This window comes from Mesorhizobium sp. B2-4-2 (assembly GCF_006442845.1).
In the GTDB taxonomy this organism is placed as follows: Bacteria; Pseudomonadota; Alphaproteobacteria; order Rhizobiales; family Rhizobiaceae; genus Mesorhizobium.
On sequence record NZ_VFVM01000010.1, the window covers coordinates 74,676 to 90,186 of the forward strand.

The following is a 15,511-nucleotide window of genomic DNA, read 5'->3' on the forward strand; positions in this document are numbered from 1 at the left end:
CACCCAGCCCACCAGCCACGTCAGGCCTAACTTCATAATATCGCATTATTCACCTATCGGTGGGTCGAACAGATGCCCATATTTCTTGTCTAACTCAGTTGCGTAGTCAAGCACTTGCTGCCGGGTTGCCGTGATGTGCGTCTTATAGAATTCATCCCACTCGGCTCGAATCACTTTTAAATGCAAATTTACGTCGAATTCCTTTCGGACACCACGGAGATTTTCGAGTGAATGTATCTCTTCACTTGCAAAAAGCCCTGGGTATCTATCAAGAACGTTTTGCTCGACACTATGATGAACAACATAATCTCCCTCGTTGAGTGCGGGATTCGCTTTAAAGAACGTTTTTCGGTAGTTTTTTGATTTCGTCCACCCAACCTTTGCACCGGCATATTTAATCATGGAGGCGTCCCTAGAAAGCAGAGAAGCCAGCATTGCAGCTTCAAAAGCACTTTCGGATATCTCACCGGATCGCGTTCTACGGCGTCGAGACTGCCGAGAGACCGACCGAGCAATGGCTTGTTGGGATCGAAGGGTTTCGGCGTCGACGCCACGAACAAGTATCTCGCCGCCTTTGGCAAGTTCAGCCGATCGCTTCGAAAATACGGAAGAGCTCTCGACCCAGGGCTTGGCAATACTTTTGGCGCCCTGGAAAACCTCACCCACCAACTTTTCGCCGGGAAAGGTACCTAAGGCGTCGAGCACTGCATCGCTGTAGTTTCCATCCAGGGCGGCATTCAGGGCTTCGTCGAGCGCCAACGAAGCTCCCACGACAGGTGTGAAGTCGGCTACCGAAATACCGTCATTGCCGAGGCCCTCAGAGCCTACAAGCTTTTGCGCGGCGAACCGCCACAGACTTCCCGGTTCACTATCGCCAGCTATTAGGTTCCCTAACCGCTCTCGAGCCGTCAGGTACCGGTTGGTTGCGTACCCAGTTGGTACCGACCATCCCGACTGGACGGTGTTCTGCAAATCGAGCACGCCCATCGGGTCGACGCCTGCTGCCCGAAGCGAGCTGTTCGCGGCATCGTTGTCTGCTTGCGACGCACTGGCCTGCAAAAGATGGCCAAGCACCGCTTCAAGCGCCTCTTGATTCGGCAGAGCGGCAAGCACATTGCGCAGCTCTGTCTGCTGAGATTTGGGCGGGTGAGCTTCGTCTTTAAATTTCCCTACAACGCCTTTTGCCACAGAATTCGGCAACGGCTGGACGGGGTTGAGGCCCAACTGCTGTTGGGCGGCAATCGAGCCAACGATCGCGGTCTGATAGTCCTCCGGCTTCGAAAGATTATTCCAAGCTGCGTCGAGGGCCGCGAATGTCTTGCGTACATAACCGCCCGGATCGCCTCGCCTCGCTTGAAATGTCAGGTCCGCCGCGGTGGCTATTGCATCATAACGCGCCCGATCCTCTTCTGGCGTCGCACTATCGGCCTTGGGCGCAGACTCTTTGACCATGGCCTGCACGGCGTCATTGGACATTGTGCGCATGCCGTGGAACTGGCGACTGACATCAAGCGCTTGATGGAGAGCCTGAAAACGCCTGAACCCTTCCGTCGCCCCATAGAGCCCCACGAACTGTTCTGGCGTGAAGGTCGGGCCCGAATAGCTGCCAGTGTCCCTGATCGCCCTAGGTGCGTTCTGTTCGGCGAGGCCAATACGGGTGCGCATCTCAACTTGCTGAGAAGCGTGAGCCGCCTGCGCCTGTTGGAGCAGCGCCGACCGGTCGTCTTGTGGAATGTCTTCCCCAAATGCTTGTGCCACAATTTCATCCGGCGCGAGCTTGCCAACACGATTGCCTTTCGCTGCCGCCGTATCTGAACTGCCGGCAAGACGGATCCAGCTAACGTCGGAGGCATCGCTGCTGGAAGAGTCTGCCGGCGCCCCGCCCAACATCTCGGCGGCCCGCTTCGGATCCTGGGCGATCATCGCCTGAACCAGTGCCTTGGCCGTGTTGCTGCGCCAGGCCACTTCCGCCGCTTGCCTGATAACCGGGTTTCCGATCTTGGCGATCAGATCGGACCCGTTCTGCCGGATCGCCTCGAAAGCTCCGATGTCGTTCGGGTCGCCTTTTGCGATGGAGCTGGTGGACATGGTGTCGACCTTCGCCCACTCCGCCAGCTCATATTCATCGCGCTGCTCCTGCTGCCGCTGCGCCATGCGCGGCGAGCCGGCCGCGCGCATCGGCTCCTTCTGCCTAGCGAAAGCGGCCCGCCGGCTCTCGGGTATCTCAGGCAGAGTCTCGTCGAACAGCGTGTCGAACAGGCCGGGCTTGACGACCTGCCCGGTGCGCGGATCGACCTCGCCATACATCGCATCGTGCAGGCCGCTGCCGTCGGCCGGCGCGTTCGCCGCCACCTCGTCTTCCGCCTGCGCGATGCGGTCGGCGAACCGTCGGCGCGCCAGCTCGGCGTCGAACGCCTCCTGCCGCTCCTTCATCTGCCGGTAGCGCTCGGCGACGGCCGAGAGCTCGTCGCCAAGATCCTGCATCGCCCTGCCGGCCGGCGACCCCTCGGGATAGGAAACGCCATTGCCGGCCTCGAGCCGGCGCTGGGCAAGCTGGAGAGGAATCGTCGCCATCAGTAGAGCCCTCCCGTGAAGGCGCCGCCCGGCGCCGGCGGGAAGGCGCCCTTGCCGAAGGTCACGGCCTTGGTCGGGTCGTAGAGACGGGAGAGCCCGGACACGAGGCTGCCGCCGGCCTTGAAGATCGACGCCGCCGCGGCCTGCCTGCCGGAGTAGCGCGCGAGCGCCGCCTGGCTGTCGAGAGTGTTGCGGCGCAGCGCCGAGCCGTACTGGATCGCCTTCAGGTCGAGCTGGCCTTGCCTGGCATTGGCCGCCAGCACCTCGGTGGGCGAGCCCGATAGGCCGACGCCGGAGGCGCCCGCCCGGGCTCGCGCCTGCGAAAGCAGCAGATCCTGCCTGTGGCGTTCCTGGCTCTGTTCGAAGGCGGCACTTTGCGCATCGGCCTGCGCCTGCTGCCCGTAGGCCTTGGCCTGATAACCGGCCGCCTGGTTTTGCTGCCGGCCTTCGATCAATGCGCCACCCACCGAGATGGCCGTGCCGAGAAGGGCTAATGTGCACATGGTCAGCCTCGCTGGGATGCGGCAATGGGGGGTTTCCTGGCTGCCCGCGCGCCGAGTGCCGGTCGCGGGTCGAGCGCGCCGCCGGGGTTGGTGAACGACAGAAGCAGCCTGTCGGCCTGGATCGCCGGGCGGCTGAGGCGCGCCGGCGCCGGCGCGCGCGGCCCGGCCATGGCGGCGCGGCGGGCAACGGCCAGGTTCACCTTCAGGTCAGGCATGCCGGCGGCGTCGAAGAGGCCGTTGGCGGTGGCGAGCGCGCGGGCGAGCGCATCGGCCTCGAACAGTTCCTGGCGCAACAGCTCGACCAGGCGGCGCACCGCGCGCCAGCGCTCGGTCAGCACCTCTGCCTTGGTTTTCGCTTGCCCGCCCAGCGCCTCGACGGCCGCGCGCGCCTCTGCCGCGGCGGCCGCGGCACGGCATTTGTCCGCGGCAGCGATAATCTTCTCCAGCAGCGCGACGACGTCGTTGCAGTCGTCCAGCGCGATGCGCGCGGCGGAAAGATCGCCGTCGCCGAAAACGGCGCGGTCCTCGGCCTGTTCGCAGCCGCGCCGGCGGGCGATCGCATCATTGAGGTCGGCATCGAGCAAGGCGATGACGGCAGCATATTCGGCAGCCGTCCGCGCCCTGCCGAGCTGTTCGGCATGGGGGGATGTGGTCACGGGATGGGTTCCTTGTGGGTGGATGGGCGGGAGGGCGCAACTGCCAATCGCCCTTGTGGGGGAAATTGGCAGGGCAGAGGGAGGCGCGAAGGATCGCGGCGTTGATTCAGCCTGGGTTCCTCGCCCCCCCAAGTGGGGAGAGGTGGCTCGGCGAAGCCGAGACGGAGAGGGGATGGCGCCGACCTGTGCCGGACTCTCCGGCAGAAGCGCCTGCGCCTTACGAAGGCCCCCTCTCCGACCGCTTCGCGGCCACCTCTCCCCCGCCTCGCGGGGGCGAGGAACGCCAGCTCGCCCTACGGCTCGGCGTCGAACACTGGCGTAAATGCCCTTATCGTGCAGGGCGTCGGGTTGACGTGGCGGATCCGCACCCGGCCCTGCCCTTCCCAGCTGTCGTCGATGGGCACCTCGACATTGCCGGTGAACAGGCTTGCCTTGCCGTCGGGCGCGACGAGGGAGGGCATGCGCACGCTTTCCCAGCGGCCGCGGATCAGCGACTGCACCTGAAGCCCTGTCGTGTCGGTCTCGAGCAGGGACAGGATGACACCCGCCACCTTCTTGCGCCGCCCGAGGATCGAGCCGTCCCGGCCGGCGACGTCGAGCTCCAGCGTGTCGGCCTGCGACTGGAACGCAAGCCCGGCCTGCCATCTGGCCGCGACGGCGCCGCCGGGCAGCGTCACCTGGCCGGAGGCGACCGGCAGCCCGCGATAGACCTTGCCGCCGGCCAGCACGTCGACCTTTTCGCCGTTGAGATGGGCAAGCCCGGACACGGTGTTGACGGCGGCGCCCGAATAGGTCAGGCCGCAATCGACCTGGAAGGCGTCCTCCAGCGCCCCATATTCGAACGGCGCCGTCATGATCTCGATATAGCGCCTGGTCACGCCGCCGATGGTCCGCCTGACGATCAGCCAGATGTCGTCGACGCCATCCTGGCCGGGCGTCACCACAGCGCTTTCGACGGCCGCCCAGCCGGAACCGGCGACGGTATCGCCGAGGCGGTGGCGGTGCATGCCGCGCACCTCCTGCGAGGGCTGGTGGGTGTAGCCGCCGAGCTCGCCATTATCGAGCGGAAACCAGAGCATCGGGTCGGGGTCGGTCTGGAACGCCAGCTCGACCACGCCACGCTTTGCGATATGCTCGGAGATCTGGCCGATATCGTCGGAGGTGAAGCGGCCGGTCGAAGCCTGCGTCAGCTCGGCGATCGAGCGGCGCGAGCGCGTGACATAGAGGAACGACTGGCCTGCATCGACGGGGCGGATGCGGGCACAGCCCGATGTGCGCGAGCGCCGGTTCTTGAACGAGGAGGGCGTCAATGCCTCGTCGATGCCGGAGCCGGAGAGCGCGCGGACGCCGCCGAGCGTCCCGATCAGCAGCGCGCCGTCCGATTCCGCGATCCACGTGATGTCGTTCGCCTGGCCGCCGCCGGCCTGGAGGAATTCCAGCGCGTCGTCATCCTTCTCGCCCAATGCGAAATTGTTGAAATCCCCCGTTGCCGAGGCGTAGACCGAAAACTTGCGGCTGAAGGCCAGGCGCTCCTCGTAGAGCGATCCGCTTTCGACATATTTCCCCGGCACAAGCGTGCCCAGGCGCCAGCGGGATATCGGGCTGAGGTCCGGCAGGGCAAATCCATGCAGTTGGACTTTCACCGCCGTGGCGCTGGTGCGGCTGGTGATCTTGGCCCAGCGCCAGCGGCCGTCGGACGCTAGCAGGCGAATGGCCCGGCCGACGTCAGAAGCCTGGAAGCCGGCGCCGCCATTGATGCCGGCGGTCGATGACGCCGTGAGGTCGAACGGGGTCTGGCTGGCCGCCGCCCGGTTGAGGTTCAGTTCGGAAAACGCGCTGTCCGAAGCGCCGTTGATCGCCTTCCACGTAAAGCGGTGATACTCGAACGCCAGCTTGTTCAGGAATTCATAGTAGCGGGTTTCGCCGCCCGACCAGCCGGTCTCGCCGGTGCGGCTGTCGAGCGTCACCCATGTCGCGCCGTCATTCGATCCTTCAAGCACCCAGATAGTCGGCGTGCGGTCGACCGTTCCGCCGGTGCGTGCGGTCAGATAGTAGTTTTCGACGATGGCCTGCGCGCCACCGGCAAGCTGGTAGGTGACCGAGCCGTTGGTGGCACCGGCGATGCCGCTGTCCGTCTCTGTCGCCTTGTCGAAAAGCTGGAAGGCGTCCCCTGCCCCGCCCATGCCTGAGACCGTGCCGGAAGGCGCGGTGTTCGACGTCATCTTCGGCGTCAGCGCCCCATAGTCCGCGGGCGTCAGCGTGGTCGGCGTATCGTTGATGTCGTCATAGGGCCCGTCGTCGATCGCGTAGTCGTCGAGCGCCCATGCCGTATGGGCGGTGCGCGTCAGCACCTTGAGCGGATAATCCCTGTGGGAAATCCACATCTGGTCCGCGGACTGCACATAGTCGAGATCGAACAGGTCGGCTTCAAGATAGGGCGAGGCCACCTCGACCGTGCCGACACGCGCGCCATAGGCGTAGACGCGGATGTAAAGATTGCCGAACTCCAGCATGTAGGCCTGGTCGGCCGAGAAGATGAACGGGATCGCCCGCGTCGCCTTGGCGGACGTCTTGACTTCGCCGACGAAACAGGTGCCGCCGCGCTTGCGGATGCCGCCATGCGGCAGGGTGACGAAGTTTTCGCATTTCGACAGCGCCGCGCGGTAGAGATCAAGCGAGGCGCGCGCGTGCAGGCGTGGCGAGATCTCGCCGCGGGTGAAGACGTCCTGGACCGGATAGAGCGTCGCCATCAGCGCATGGCCCCCGCATAAAACCGGCTGTCGCCGCGCTGCCGCGCCCAACTCGATGTCGAAAGCCGTCCGCCGCGCTGGATGGCCTGCGCGGTGAAGGCGGCGTCCAGCGCGCGGTCGTAGGCCGAACGGGCAATGTCGATCATGCCGGCCTTGTGCGTCAGCGGATGCGCGATCTTGACGGCGAGTGCCGCCACCAGCACTTCGGTGAACGGCGCGTCCCAGTCGTTGGGGTCGGTGAGGTTCGCGACATAGCGGATGGTGAGCGGTCCCGCCCGGTCGCTGTAGACCAGCCCCGCCTCCTGCCGCCACGAGATCGCGATGCCGTCCGGCTCGCCATTGTGGGTCAGCGGCAGCGGGCGAAGGCAATCGACGGGGAGTTCATAGACCCAGTTCAGCGTGCAATCGCCGGAACCGGTATCGCTGCCGGCCAGGGATGCCGAAAGGATGGCGAACACCCAGGCGTATTTCGTCAACTCGGCCTCGCGGGTCAGGTCGAAATGCATGTTGAGCAAGCGCGCGGCCTTGATGTCCTCGTCAAGGCTGTCGATCGGCGCCTCGTCGAGGACGGCCAGCGCCATATTGGCGATGTCGGTCGGGGTTATGGCCATGGGTAAGGCCTCCGTGGGTTGTGATTGGGGGAAGTGCGTCTTTCTCCCCGTTCACGGGGAGAAATGCCCGGCAGGGCAATGAGGGGCAGCGCCGGCATCGACGGTTGGCGTCAATGTTCAAGCGCCGGCGCTCGCAGGAAGGAGGTGGGCCTGGCCCACCTCCCGGGAGACGAAACCCTATGCCTCGGTCGTCTTCAGAGCGATGAACGTCATGGTCTTGACGCTCGACGCGGTGCGGTCCCAGTTCGCCGCCAGCGCCAGCTCCGCGTCGGTGGCGAATTCGCCGGCGGTGGAGGCGTCGAGGAAGCGGGTGCCCGGCACATGCGGCACGAAATGCCGGCGGCCGACCATTTCCGTCACCCCGCCGCCATGGCCCTGGCGCGGCTTGCGGTCGAACTCGAGCGGCCCGCCTTCGGTGTTCACGGGCAGCTCGTTCCACAGGATCGCCTTGTCCTTGAACATGAACGCGGTGTAGACGCCCGCCGCCTGCGGGATGTCGTCGTCGACCACGCAGCGCAGCCCCATGTAATAGGGGATGAGCGGCCCGCCCTGCTGCGAGGACGGCACATAGTCGATGAGGTCGGCGAGCTTCAGCGCTTTCATCTGCTTGGAATGGATCCAGAGGGTGCGGAACTTGTCGGCGCGGTCGCCCATCAGGTAGGCCGCCTCGATGATGTCGGTGTCGACGATGGAGGCGCCGGTGGCGCGCACCAGGTCGCCGCCGTCATTGGCCAGATTGTCGGCGACGACGCCCTTGAGCATGCCGATGAGGGTCAGCTTGTTGGCGCGCTGCCAGTACTCGGTCTGCCGCTTGACGATCAGCTTCTGCGGATCGTCGCCCGCCAGGATGGAGGTCAGGTCGGGAACGCCCCACGCCTGGGCGCGGACATTGCGGGCGGCGACCTCGCGGCGCGAGCCGATCTTCTTCATCTCGATGGAATCGGCCGGGTCGTCATTGACCGGCTCGGACGGATCGTTGCCGAGGTCCTTCCAGCCGGGCATGTCGACGGAACGGCCGCCCATCGACAGTTTCGAGGAGATGGCCGGATCGGAAAACAGGATGCCGGCTTGGTAGATTTCGAGCGACTGGACGTGCTCCTCGAAAGCGTATTGGGCATAAACGGACGGAACGATCGCGTCCGCGATACGGGTATAGGCGTCTGCCATTTTGTCTTTCCTTTGAGAGATTGATCGGCGGCTGATGCGTCGGGATCAGAGCGGGTTGTTCGGCATCCAGAGATCCGGGTTTTCGCCCGCTTCCCTGGCCAGCCGCCGGGCGCGTTGAGGGTCGCTTTTGACAAGGGCTGAAATGGCCGAAACGTTGCGCTCGCCGGCGGCGTTGCGCCGGAAGGGGTTTTGCCCCCGCGGCGCCGCGTCGGCGTCGATCGTGTCTTCGCGGAACATCGCCTCGCCGATCGCCTGGAAGGCCCTGGCGATCTGCGGATCGGTCAGGGCGCCGTCGGGCAGAAGGATGCCTTTCTGCTTGTAGGCATCGACCAGGCCGAGCTTCTTCATCGCCCGGTTGGCCACCTCCAGCTTCTGGCGAAAGCCATCGCTGTCGGTAGGCCCCCAATCCCTGACAAGATCGTCATGGGTGGCTTCGACCGAGCGGGCGAGCGCTGCCTGCTGGGCCGCCGCCTGCTCGGCCATGTAGCCGACGAACCTGTCATGATAGGCCTGGGCGATCTTCGGCGTGGCGCCGGCTTCGACCGCCCAGGCCTTGGACGCCTGGGCGAGTTCGTCCGAATAGGCGAAGGTTTCCGGCAGGCCGTCGGGCCGCCGGTATTCGACCTTTTCGGGCGATGTCAGCGGACGCATCGCCTCGGGCAGCCGGGCATGGAATTTGTCCCAGTCTTCCTTAGGCGCGTCCCTGGCTGGAACGCGCAGGCTTTCGCCCTGCCGCCGCTCCAGCTCCGCATAGGATGTGAAAACCCGATCGAGGCTTTCAGGCTTGGTCCAGCCCTTGGCTTCAGCAAGCTTGCGGTTGCCTTCGGAAAGACCGTCAAACCAACTTTTGCCGGCAAGCCCGGCGGACCCGTTATCCGCGCCTGCCGGTGGCCGTTCCGGGTTGCCCGCCGGCTGCGACGAGGCAGCCACGGACCCGGCATCTGCCAGATCTGTCATGTGATGTTCCTTTTGAGGGTTAGGTTGGAAGTGAACTGGTGGCGCCGCCAATCGTCCTTGTGTGAGGGAGAGGAGCGGTCTACGCGGCAGGAAGGGCGGCCAGACACGGCCGGGACCGCTCAGGCTGAATCATTTTGACAGGCATCGGCGCTAGCGCCTTGTTCGAAAGAGGTGTTTCGCCTCCCGGTTCATCAACGCCCGAGAAACCATGTCTTATATCGTGACAGCCTGTGCCGCCGTTCCGCCGCAATGCGGCCGCACGGGACGATCGATAGGGATTTCAAATCTTTAAGGGAGACGTCACATGAACCTTCACAAAACAACTGCCGCCGTTTTGATGATCGCCGCGCTGGCGGGCTGCGCGCAGACGGAAGGCCAGCAGCGGGCCGGAACCGGTGCGCTGATCGGCGGCGCCGGCGGCGCCCTCGTCGGCCAGGCCATCGGCGGCAACACCAAGAGCACGGTCATCGGCGCGGCCAGCGGCGCCTTGCTCGGCGCCGTCGTCGGCTCGGCCACCACCCCGCAGCGCCGCGGCGACCAGCTCTGCCGCTACCAGGACCGCTACGGCCGCATCTACACCGCGCCTTGCGACGACCGGTACTACAACGGCAATTATTGAATCACCGGCGGCCAGACCGCCGATCTCCCCCCTCGTGGGGGAGATGTCCGGCAGGACAGAGGGGGGCGCCGTAGAGCGCCGACCTCGGTCGCTGCCGAACTTTGAACATGGCCATATGTTTGTCGTCTAGGGCCCGGCTTGAGCGACCGCTCGTGATTTGATCGCCGTGCGATGAACACGGCAAGGCCGGCGGGACAGCGCCCCCCTCTGCCCTGCCGGGCATCTCCCCCACAAGGGGGGAGATCGGCGCTTCAGCGCCTCACCTCTCCTCCATCCTTGCCGCCTTTTCCAGCGCCACGAGCTGCGCCTCGTCCAGCGTCAGGAACCCCATAATGTGCTGCACCACTTCGGCGCGCGCGTTGCTGAGCGCGCTGTGCAGCTCGAAGCCATTGGGGGTTCTGGTCCGCGCCATCCACTCGCCGTATGACGGGCGCCTGAAATAGCCGACCGTCGCCGCGAGATCGGCCAGCACCATTTCGCCGTCCTCGCCGGAAAACACGCGCATATACGCCTTGGCCAGCGCCTCGCGCGCTTTGGCGGGGCCGCCGCTTTGCGACGCGTGGGCGAAGCGTTTGCGGCTCATGCGCGCTGTCCGGCCGGCATCGCGCCCTGGGCGCCGGCATCAGGTGTCGGCCCATCGGCGGTGCCGCCCTGCAGCATGCCTTGCAAGCCCTCGAGCAGGCCGCTGTCGCGCGCCTGCACGGCCGCCGGCACCGCGTCCTTGGCCACCTTGCCGGCGGTGGCGATCGCCGCCATGCCGGCCTGCGCCTGGCTGGCCTTGGCCCTCGCGTCGCGCAGGCCCGCCACCTCATCCTTGCGGCGGAAGATGCGCTGCGGGCTGCGGCCGGCGCTCTGCACGATCTTGAGCGCCTCGTCGCTGTCGATATTGTCCATCACATCAGGGTCGAACTGCGCCATCTGCATGGCCGTGGTCACCAGCTGGATGGTGTCGCGCGCTTCCGCCGAGCGGCGCAAGACATCGAGCGGACCGGTGAAGGTCGGCCGCACCGCCTTGCCCGCCAGGCTCGCCGGCGGCAGGAACCGGCTGTCCTCGTCATAGAGGCCCTTGTCCTCCAATATGGCGAGCTCGCGGTCGAGATTGGTGGCAAAGCCCGCCTGGATGATCGAGCCCGACGGCCCCAGCAGCGCGCCCTTCTCCTCCTGGCGGATCAGCGCCTCGGTGGCGGTCATCTGCGGGTTCTGCACCAGGGTCTGGAACAGGTTGACGAACATCATGTCGCGGATCTCCTCCGCCCGGCTCGCCGCATAGTCGAAGGCGTAGCTCGGGTTCTGCCCGGTGGTGATCGGCGCGATCAGCGGCCTTCCATTGTCGTCGATGAGGCCAGGATAATTCTCGCCCGGATCGAGCACCGGCACATAGTCGAGCCTGGCCTTCGACGCCGTCGGCGGATCGGTGATCTGTTGCAGCGCGCGCAGGCCCGAGCGGCGGACCGCGTTTTCCTCGCGCACGGTCGTCAAGGCTTCGATGGTCGGCGAGATGCCATAGGCGTCGCCCTCGTAGCGGCGCCAGTTGAAGGCCGACACCGGGAAGGTGCGAAAACCGCTCTCGCGCACGATCTCCTCCTCGTCCTCGATGACATGGTAGGAGGCGAAGGCGGCGTCGAGATAGCGGTAGCTTCCGCCCGATCGGTACATGCGGCGCTCGTCACGCGGCTGGATGCACTGGATGAGCGCGATCTTCTCCTCGCATTTGGCGGGGTCGTCGACCAGCGTCCTGATGCGCGCCGGCAGTTTTTCATAGCCGAGCAGCTGCGCCGCCTGGCGCGCGGTGCGTTCGTAGCGGCGGTGGAAGATGTCGACCTGGCCCCAGCGGTTGCGCGAGAGATAGCCTTCCACCACCGGGATCGAGGCGTAGCGGATCAGCGTCGAACCGAACCCTTCCTCGGCATAGAGATAGGCCGGACCGTAGCGCACGACATTGCGCAGGCAGGCTTGCGTCGCCGGCACGAAATTGGAATTGGCGGAGTAGCGCAGCGAAAACAGGAAGTCGCGCAGGTTTTCCGCCCATTCCTTTTCCTCGTCGGTCTCCTCGTCGTCCATCTCGGCGGTGGTCAGCCCGTGCCATTTCTCCGACTGCGGGATGATCAGGCTTTCCAGCCCGGCGGCCAGCCGGTTGGCGGCCGAGTTGATGGTGTTGGCATAGACGCGGGCGCCGCGCCGCTCCTGCCGCTCGGCCTGGCTGTCGCCGCGGCGGGCACCGCGCCCGGAGCGGATATCGGGCGCATCGGGATCGCAGAACTCCGCCACCGCCTCCCAGACGGGCTCGTAGGCGGCGCGCTCACTCTCGAGTTCGGACTGGCGGGAAAGAATATCGCGGGCGCGGGAATCGCTGGTCATGGGGGCCTCGTTAAAACTGGGGGATCTCCCCCCTTGAGGGGGAGATGGCCGCAAAGCGGCCAGAGGGGGTCGGATCGACCGGGTTCGGCCTTCTGCAACAGAAGGAGGTTAGCGCTTCATGCGAGGCGACCCCCTCTGTCGCCTCCGGCGACATCTCCCCCTCAAGGGGGGAGATCGGCAGCTTCAGCCGACGATGTCATTCTTTTGCGCGGTTCTTGGTCTAGGAACGTCTCGCGGCGGGGTTTTGCAGGAGGTCGATGTGACGACGACAAGCCTTGCCGCCCTGAAGAACCAGAGCAAACGTACCGTTAAACGGCTCATCGGCTATGATTCCCGCAACTGGCTGCGCATCCGCCAGATCGAAGCCTTCACCACTTTCCTGACGGCCGCCAACCGCAAATCGCGCGACGTGATCGAGATCTCGCCCGGCTGGAACCGCTACTGGAAGGCGATGTGCCCCAACTATCGCTCGGTCGACTTCCCCGATTTCGACATCTGCAAGGATCGCACCGACGAGCAATATTCCATCGTCATCGCCGACCAGGTGCTGGAACATGTGCAGCGGCCGCAGGCGGCGGCGCGGAACATCCACGCCATGACCCGCGAGGGCGGCTGGGCGATGGTGGCGACGCCCTTCCTGTTTCGCGTACACGCCAGGCCGCACGACTACAACAGGTGGACGCCGGCCGGCCTGAAGCAGCTGATGGTCGATGGCGGCTTCGCCGAGGACAACGTCCAGGCGTTCGGCTGGGGCAACAAGGCCTGCGCCCGCGCCCACATAGGCGGCCCGGTCCGCGCCTACGGCCTGTGGCGGGACCTCAGCAACGACGAGGAATACCCGATGATGGTCTGGGCGTTCGCGAAGAAGGGATGAGCGGTGGAAGCTGCCAATCTCCCCCCTCGTGGGGGAGATTGGCAGCGTTCACCCGCCACGCCGCTTCACCAACCTTGCATGCCGTCTCCAATACCACCAGTCCAGCACGCGCCGGCGAAAACTGCGCTTCATCGCGGTCATGGTTACACCCCCAAAAGCACGCGGCGCTGGCCGGCGAGGCTACCGGGCGCCAGATCGGTCTTTATGGTGCTGGCCGTGCCCTGGCGTTGTTCGAGCTCAGCCCGAAGTGCTGCTTCGCGCGCCTGCACGTCCTTATCCCCGGCCGTCGGCACTGCCGGCAGCGGCTTCAGTTCCGGTGGTTTTTGAAACAGACACATGGTTCCAGCCTTCTCTTGTCCAGTCGTAGAGGAAAAAATCTTCGCCGTTCCGGCCATATCCGGGCAGCAGGCAACGTTGCGTGGCGCCCAGCCGCGCAAGCCAGCGCAGCGCCAGTTCATTGCCGGCCAGCGCCCGCGCCTCGACCCGCCAGGCACCGCGGGCGGAAACTTGCGGACCGAGCACCGCGTGAAAGAACTCCGTAATCCCGGGCACGCAGCGCCTCATGCGGCGCGTGCCCCAGCTCCAGGCGATCCAAAGCCCGCTCCGCTGTTCGGCCGCGCCGAAGCCGACCTCCGGATTGCCGCCGAGCTCGGCCACATAGGCAAACCCTTGCAGCGCGGTGAGCGCCAGCAGCGCCGGCGACCAGTAGTCGAGCTGGCAATCGATCTCGGCGCGATCCTCGGGCCGCAAATTGGCGGCGATATAGGAGAGATCGCGCAGGGTCGCGGGGATGATGCGGAGGGTCATGCGGATGCCAGAGCCCGGGGGATAAGGTTCATCTGTGTGAGTGCCGCGTGAAAAATTCACGCCCTTGACCGGTCTCCTCTCCGGTGACCTACTTCGACCATAGAATGCGGGAGCAAAACATCGGTCATCCAATTGAAGGGAGACGGGCGAATGGACATTCGATCGGCGCTGACGCAGATATCTGAGGCCTTCAACGCGCACGATCTCGATCGCATCATGGCGTTCTTTTCCGACGACTGCATCCTGGAGATGCCGAGGGGAGGCAATCCTTGGGGCTCTCGTTTCGAGGGCAAGGAAAACGTACGGCAAGCACTGGCGACACGCTTTGAAGGCTTGCCCGATGTCCACTACGGCAACGCCGAGCATTTTGTGGATTCGACCGCCAATACCGGCATCTCGAAATGGATCCTCACAGGTACCACCCGCGAGGGGGAGAAAAAGGAGGTCAGGGGTTGCGACTTCTACACGTTTCGCGACGGCAAGGTGATCCGCAAGGATTCATATTGGAAAATCGTGGAGTAGGCCCCGCAGGGACATCGCAGCGCGGGCTATCGGGCCGGCGCCGGAGCGCCCGTTTCCTCCAGCGGGAATTGCGCTGCCGCGACGCTCCGAAGAGCCCTCCGCCCTCACCTGAACGCCCCCAGCGGATCGCTCTGCCCCTTCGCCCGTCTCGCAGTCCTGAACTCCGCCGGATCGACCACCGCTTCCCTGAGCATCATCACGCCATAACGCGTCGCCGCCATCAAATCGTCGCGAAGTTTGACCACCTGGCCGTCCTTGCGATGATAGAGCCGGAACTCCTCGAACCAGGGGACAAGCGTCGAAAACACCTTGAAGCGGCCGGACTGCATGCGGTCGAGCATCTCCATCAGCCCGGCCTCGACCGAGACCGAACCGTCGGGGAATTGCGCGTGGCGCGACAGCATGTTCAGCCCGTGCGCGGCATATTGCTTGGCGAGCGCGGTGCCCGCCCCTTCCAGCGTTTCGCGGCGGCCGTCGCGCGGCCACGCCCAGGGCAGCCATTCGCCCCAAGGCTTCAGGGTCAGCGCCTGCATGGCGGGAGTCTGCTGCGAGGCGCGCGCGGCCTTGGCGACATAGACGACGTCGGCCTCCGTATCCCAGGCGAGCTCGACCGCGGCGGAAGGGTGGTCCCAGCCGAAATCGAGCGCCCCGATGCGCGGCCAGTAGCGCGGCAGCCGGAACGGCGCGCAGGCAATCAGCTCCTCCGCCACCGGAAAGATGCGGCCGGACCCCAGCACCGGAATGCCCCGGGCGCGGGCCTCGCGCTCATGCGCGGGATAGGCGGCAACGATCGCCGCGCGCTCCTCGGGCGAATAATGCTCGGCGTCGTCTATGGTCATGAAGGTGACGTGACGGGACATGGGGGATCCTGAATCACTTTCGAGATAATCGATGTAGCGTCTTGTGAAGGCTACGTTTTTCGGACCAACGTCGCGCCGCCCCTCACCTGCCTGCCGGCATCCTCTCCCCGTATAGTGACGGGGAGAGGGGTGCTGTTGTCGACGATTTCGCCAATCGCGAACGTTCAAGAATCGGCGCCGAGATTGCGGCCAGCTCCCTTCTCCCCGTCATTACGGGGAGAAGGTGGCGGCAGCCGGATGAGGGGCAGCGCCG

14 protein-coding genes are annotated in these 15,511 nt (G+C 65.3%); 3 read left to right on the forward strand and 11 right to left on the reverse strand.

What is annotated here, in order from left to right; translation table 11 throughout:
• Nucleotides 1-45 precede the first annotated feature (45 nt).
• The 7 genes from FJ942_RS28590 to FJ942_RS21630 all read right to left on the reverse strand — a co-directional run bounded on the left by FJ942_RS28590 (nt 46) and on the right by FJ942_RS21630 (nt 9,218).
• Nucleotides 46-2,574, reverse strand: coding sequence for a hypothetical protein (locus tag FJ942_RS28590; protein WP_181169995.1), 2,529 nt, complete (start codon nt 2,572-2,574; stop codon nt 46-48).
• Nucleotides 2,574-3,077 carry a hypothetical protein gene (locus tag FJ942_RS21605; protein ID WP_140817828.1) on the reverse strand — a complete coding sequence of 168 codons (504 nt, stop codon included), beginning with the start codon at nt 3,075-3,077 and terminating at the stop codon, nt 2,574-2,576. The genes FJ942_RS28590 and FJ942_RS21605 overlap by 1 nt, the downstream gene beginning before the upstream one ends.
• Nucleotides 3,078-3,079: 2 nt before the next feature.
• Nucleotides 3,080-3,733, reverse strand: coding sequence for a hypothetical protein (locus FJ942_RS21610; protein WP_140817830.1), 654 nt, complete (start codon nt 3,731-3,733; stop codon nt 3,080-3,082).
• A gap of 293 nt (nt 3,734-4,026) precedes the next feature.
• Nucleotides 4,027-6,483 carry a hypothetical protein gene (locus FJ942_RS21615; protein ID WP_140898869.1) on the reverse strand — a complete coding sequence of 819 codons (2,457 nt, stop codon included), beginning with the start codon at nt 6,481-6,483 and terminating at the stop codon, nt 4,027-4,029.
• Nucleotides 6,483-7,094 carry a hypothetical protein gene (locus FJ942_RS21620; RefSeq protein WP_140561078.1) on the reverse strand — a complete coding sequence of 204 codons (612 nt, stop codon included), beginning with the start codon at nt 7,092-7,094 and terminating at the stop codon, nt 6,483-6,485. Before FJ942_RS21620 ends, FJ942_RS21615 begins: the two co-directional genes overlap by 1 nt.
• Before the next feature lie 177 nt (nt 7,095-7,271).
• The gene (locus tag FJ942_RS21625) at nt 7,272-8,261 is read right to left on the reverse strand and encodes a Coat protein (protein WP_140515933.1); all 990 of its coding nucleotides are present in this window, start codon (nt 8,259-8,261) and stop codon (nt 7,272-7,274) included.
• Between the two features lie 45 nt (nt 8,262-8,306).
• A complete protein-coding gene (locus FJ942_RS21630; RefSeq protein ID WP_140561079.1) occupies nt 8,307-9,218 on the reverse strand; it encodes a hypothetical protein in 912 nt (303 codons plus the stop codon).
• A gap of 304 nt (nt 9,219-9,522) precedes the next feature.
• On the opposite strand from FJ942_RS21630, the gene FJ942_RS21635 reads away from it, so the two are divergent.
• On the forward strand, nt 9,523-9,837 hold the full coding sequence (locus FJ942_RS21635; RefSeq protein WP_140521524.1) for a YMGG-like glycine zipper-containing protein: 315 nt from the start codon (nt 9,523-9,525) through the stop codon (nt 9,835-9,837).
• A gap of 259 nt (nt 9,838-10,096) precedes the next feature.
• Here FJ942_RS21635 and FJ942_RS21640 read toward each other — a convergent pair whose 3' ends face one another.
• On the reverse strand, nt 10,097-10,420 hold the full coding sequence (locus FJ942_RS21640) for a hypothetical protein (protein WP_140898871.1): 324 nt from the start codon (nt 10,418-10,420) through the stop codon (nt 10,097-10,099).
• Nucleotides 10,417-12,195: a portal protein gene (locus tag FJ942_RS21645; RefSeq protein ID WP_140898873.1), complete on the reverse strand. Its 1,779-nt coding sequence runs from the start codon at nt 12,193-12,195 to the stop codon at nt 10,417-10,419. The genes FJ942_RS21640 and FJ942_RS21645 overlap by 4 nt, the downstream gene beginning before the upstream one ends.
• Nucleotides 12,196-12,454: 259 nt before the next feature.
• Here FJ942_RS21645 and FJ942_RS21650 point away from each other — a divergent pair, with 259 nt between their 5' ends.
• Nucleotides 12,455-13,069: a methyltransferase domain-containing protein gene (locus FJ942_RS21650; protein WP_224519113.1), complete on the forward strand. Its 615-nt coding sequence runs from the start codon at nt 12,455-12,457 to the stop codon at nt 13,067-13,069.
• A 273-nt stretch (nt 13,070-13,342) separates the two neighbouring features.
• Here FJ942_RS21650 and FJ942_RS21660 read toward each other — a convergent pair whose 3' ends face one another.
• The gene (locus tag FJ942_RS21660; RefSeq protein ID WP_140521522.1) at nt 13,343-13,876 is read right to left on the reverse strand and encodes a hypothetical protein; all 534 of its coding nucleotides are present in this window, start codon (nt 13,874-13,876) and stop codon (nt 13,343-13,345) included.
• Nucleotides 13,877-14,026: 150 nt separating this feature from the next.
• On the opposite strand from FJ942_RS21660, the gene FJ942_RS21665 reads away from it, so the two are divergent.
• Entirely contained in the window at nt 14,027-14,398 is a 372-nt protein-coding gene (locus FJ942_RS21665) for a nuclear transport factor 2 family protein (RefSeq protein ID WP_140521521.1), read from the forward strand.
• Nucleotides 14,399-14,502: 104 nt separating this feature from the next.
• On the opposite strand, the gene FJ942_RS21670 is transcribed toward FJ942_RS21665, so the two are convergent.
• Nucleotides 14,503-15,258, reverse strand: coding sequence for a terminase family protein (locus FJ942_RS21670; RefSeq protein WP_140630708.1), 756 nt, complete (start codon nt 15,256-15,258; stop codon nt 14,503-14,505).
• Nucleotides 15,259-15,511: the final 253 nt, after the last annotated feature.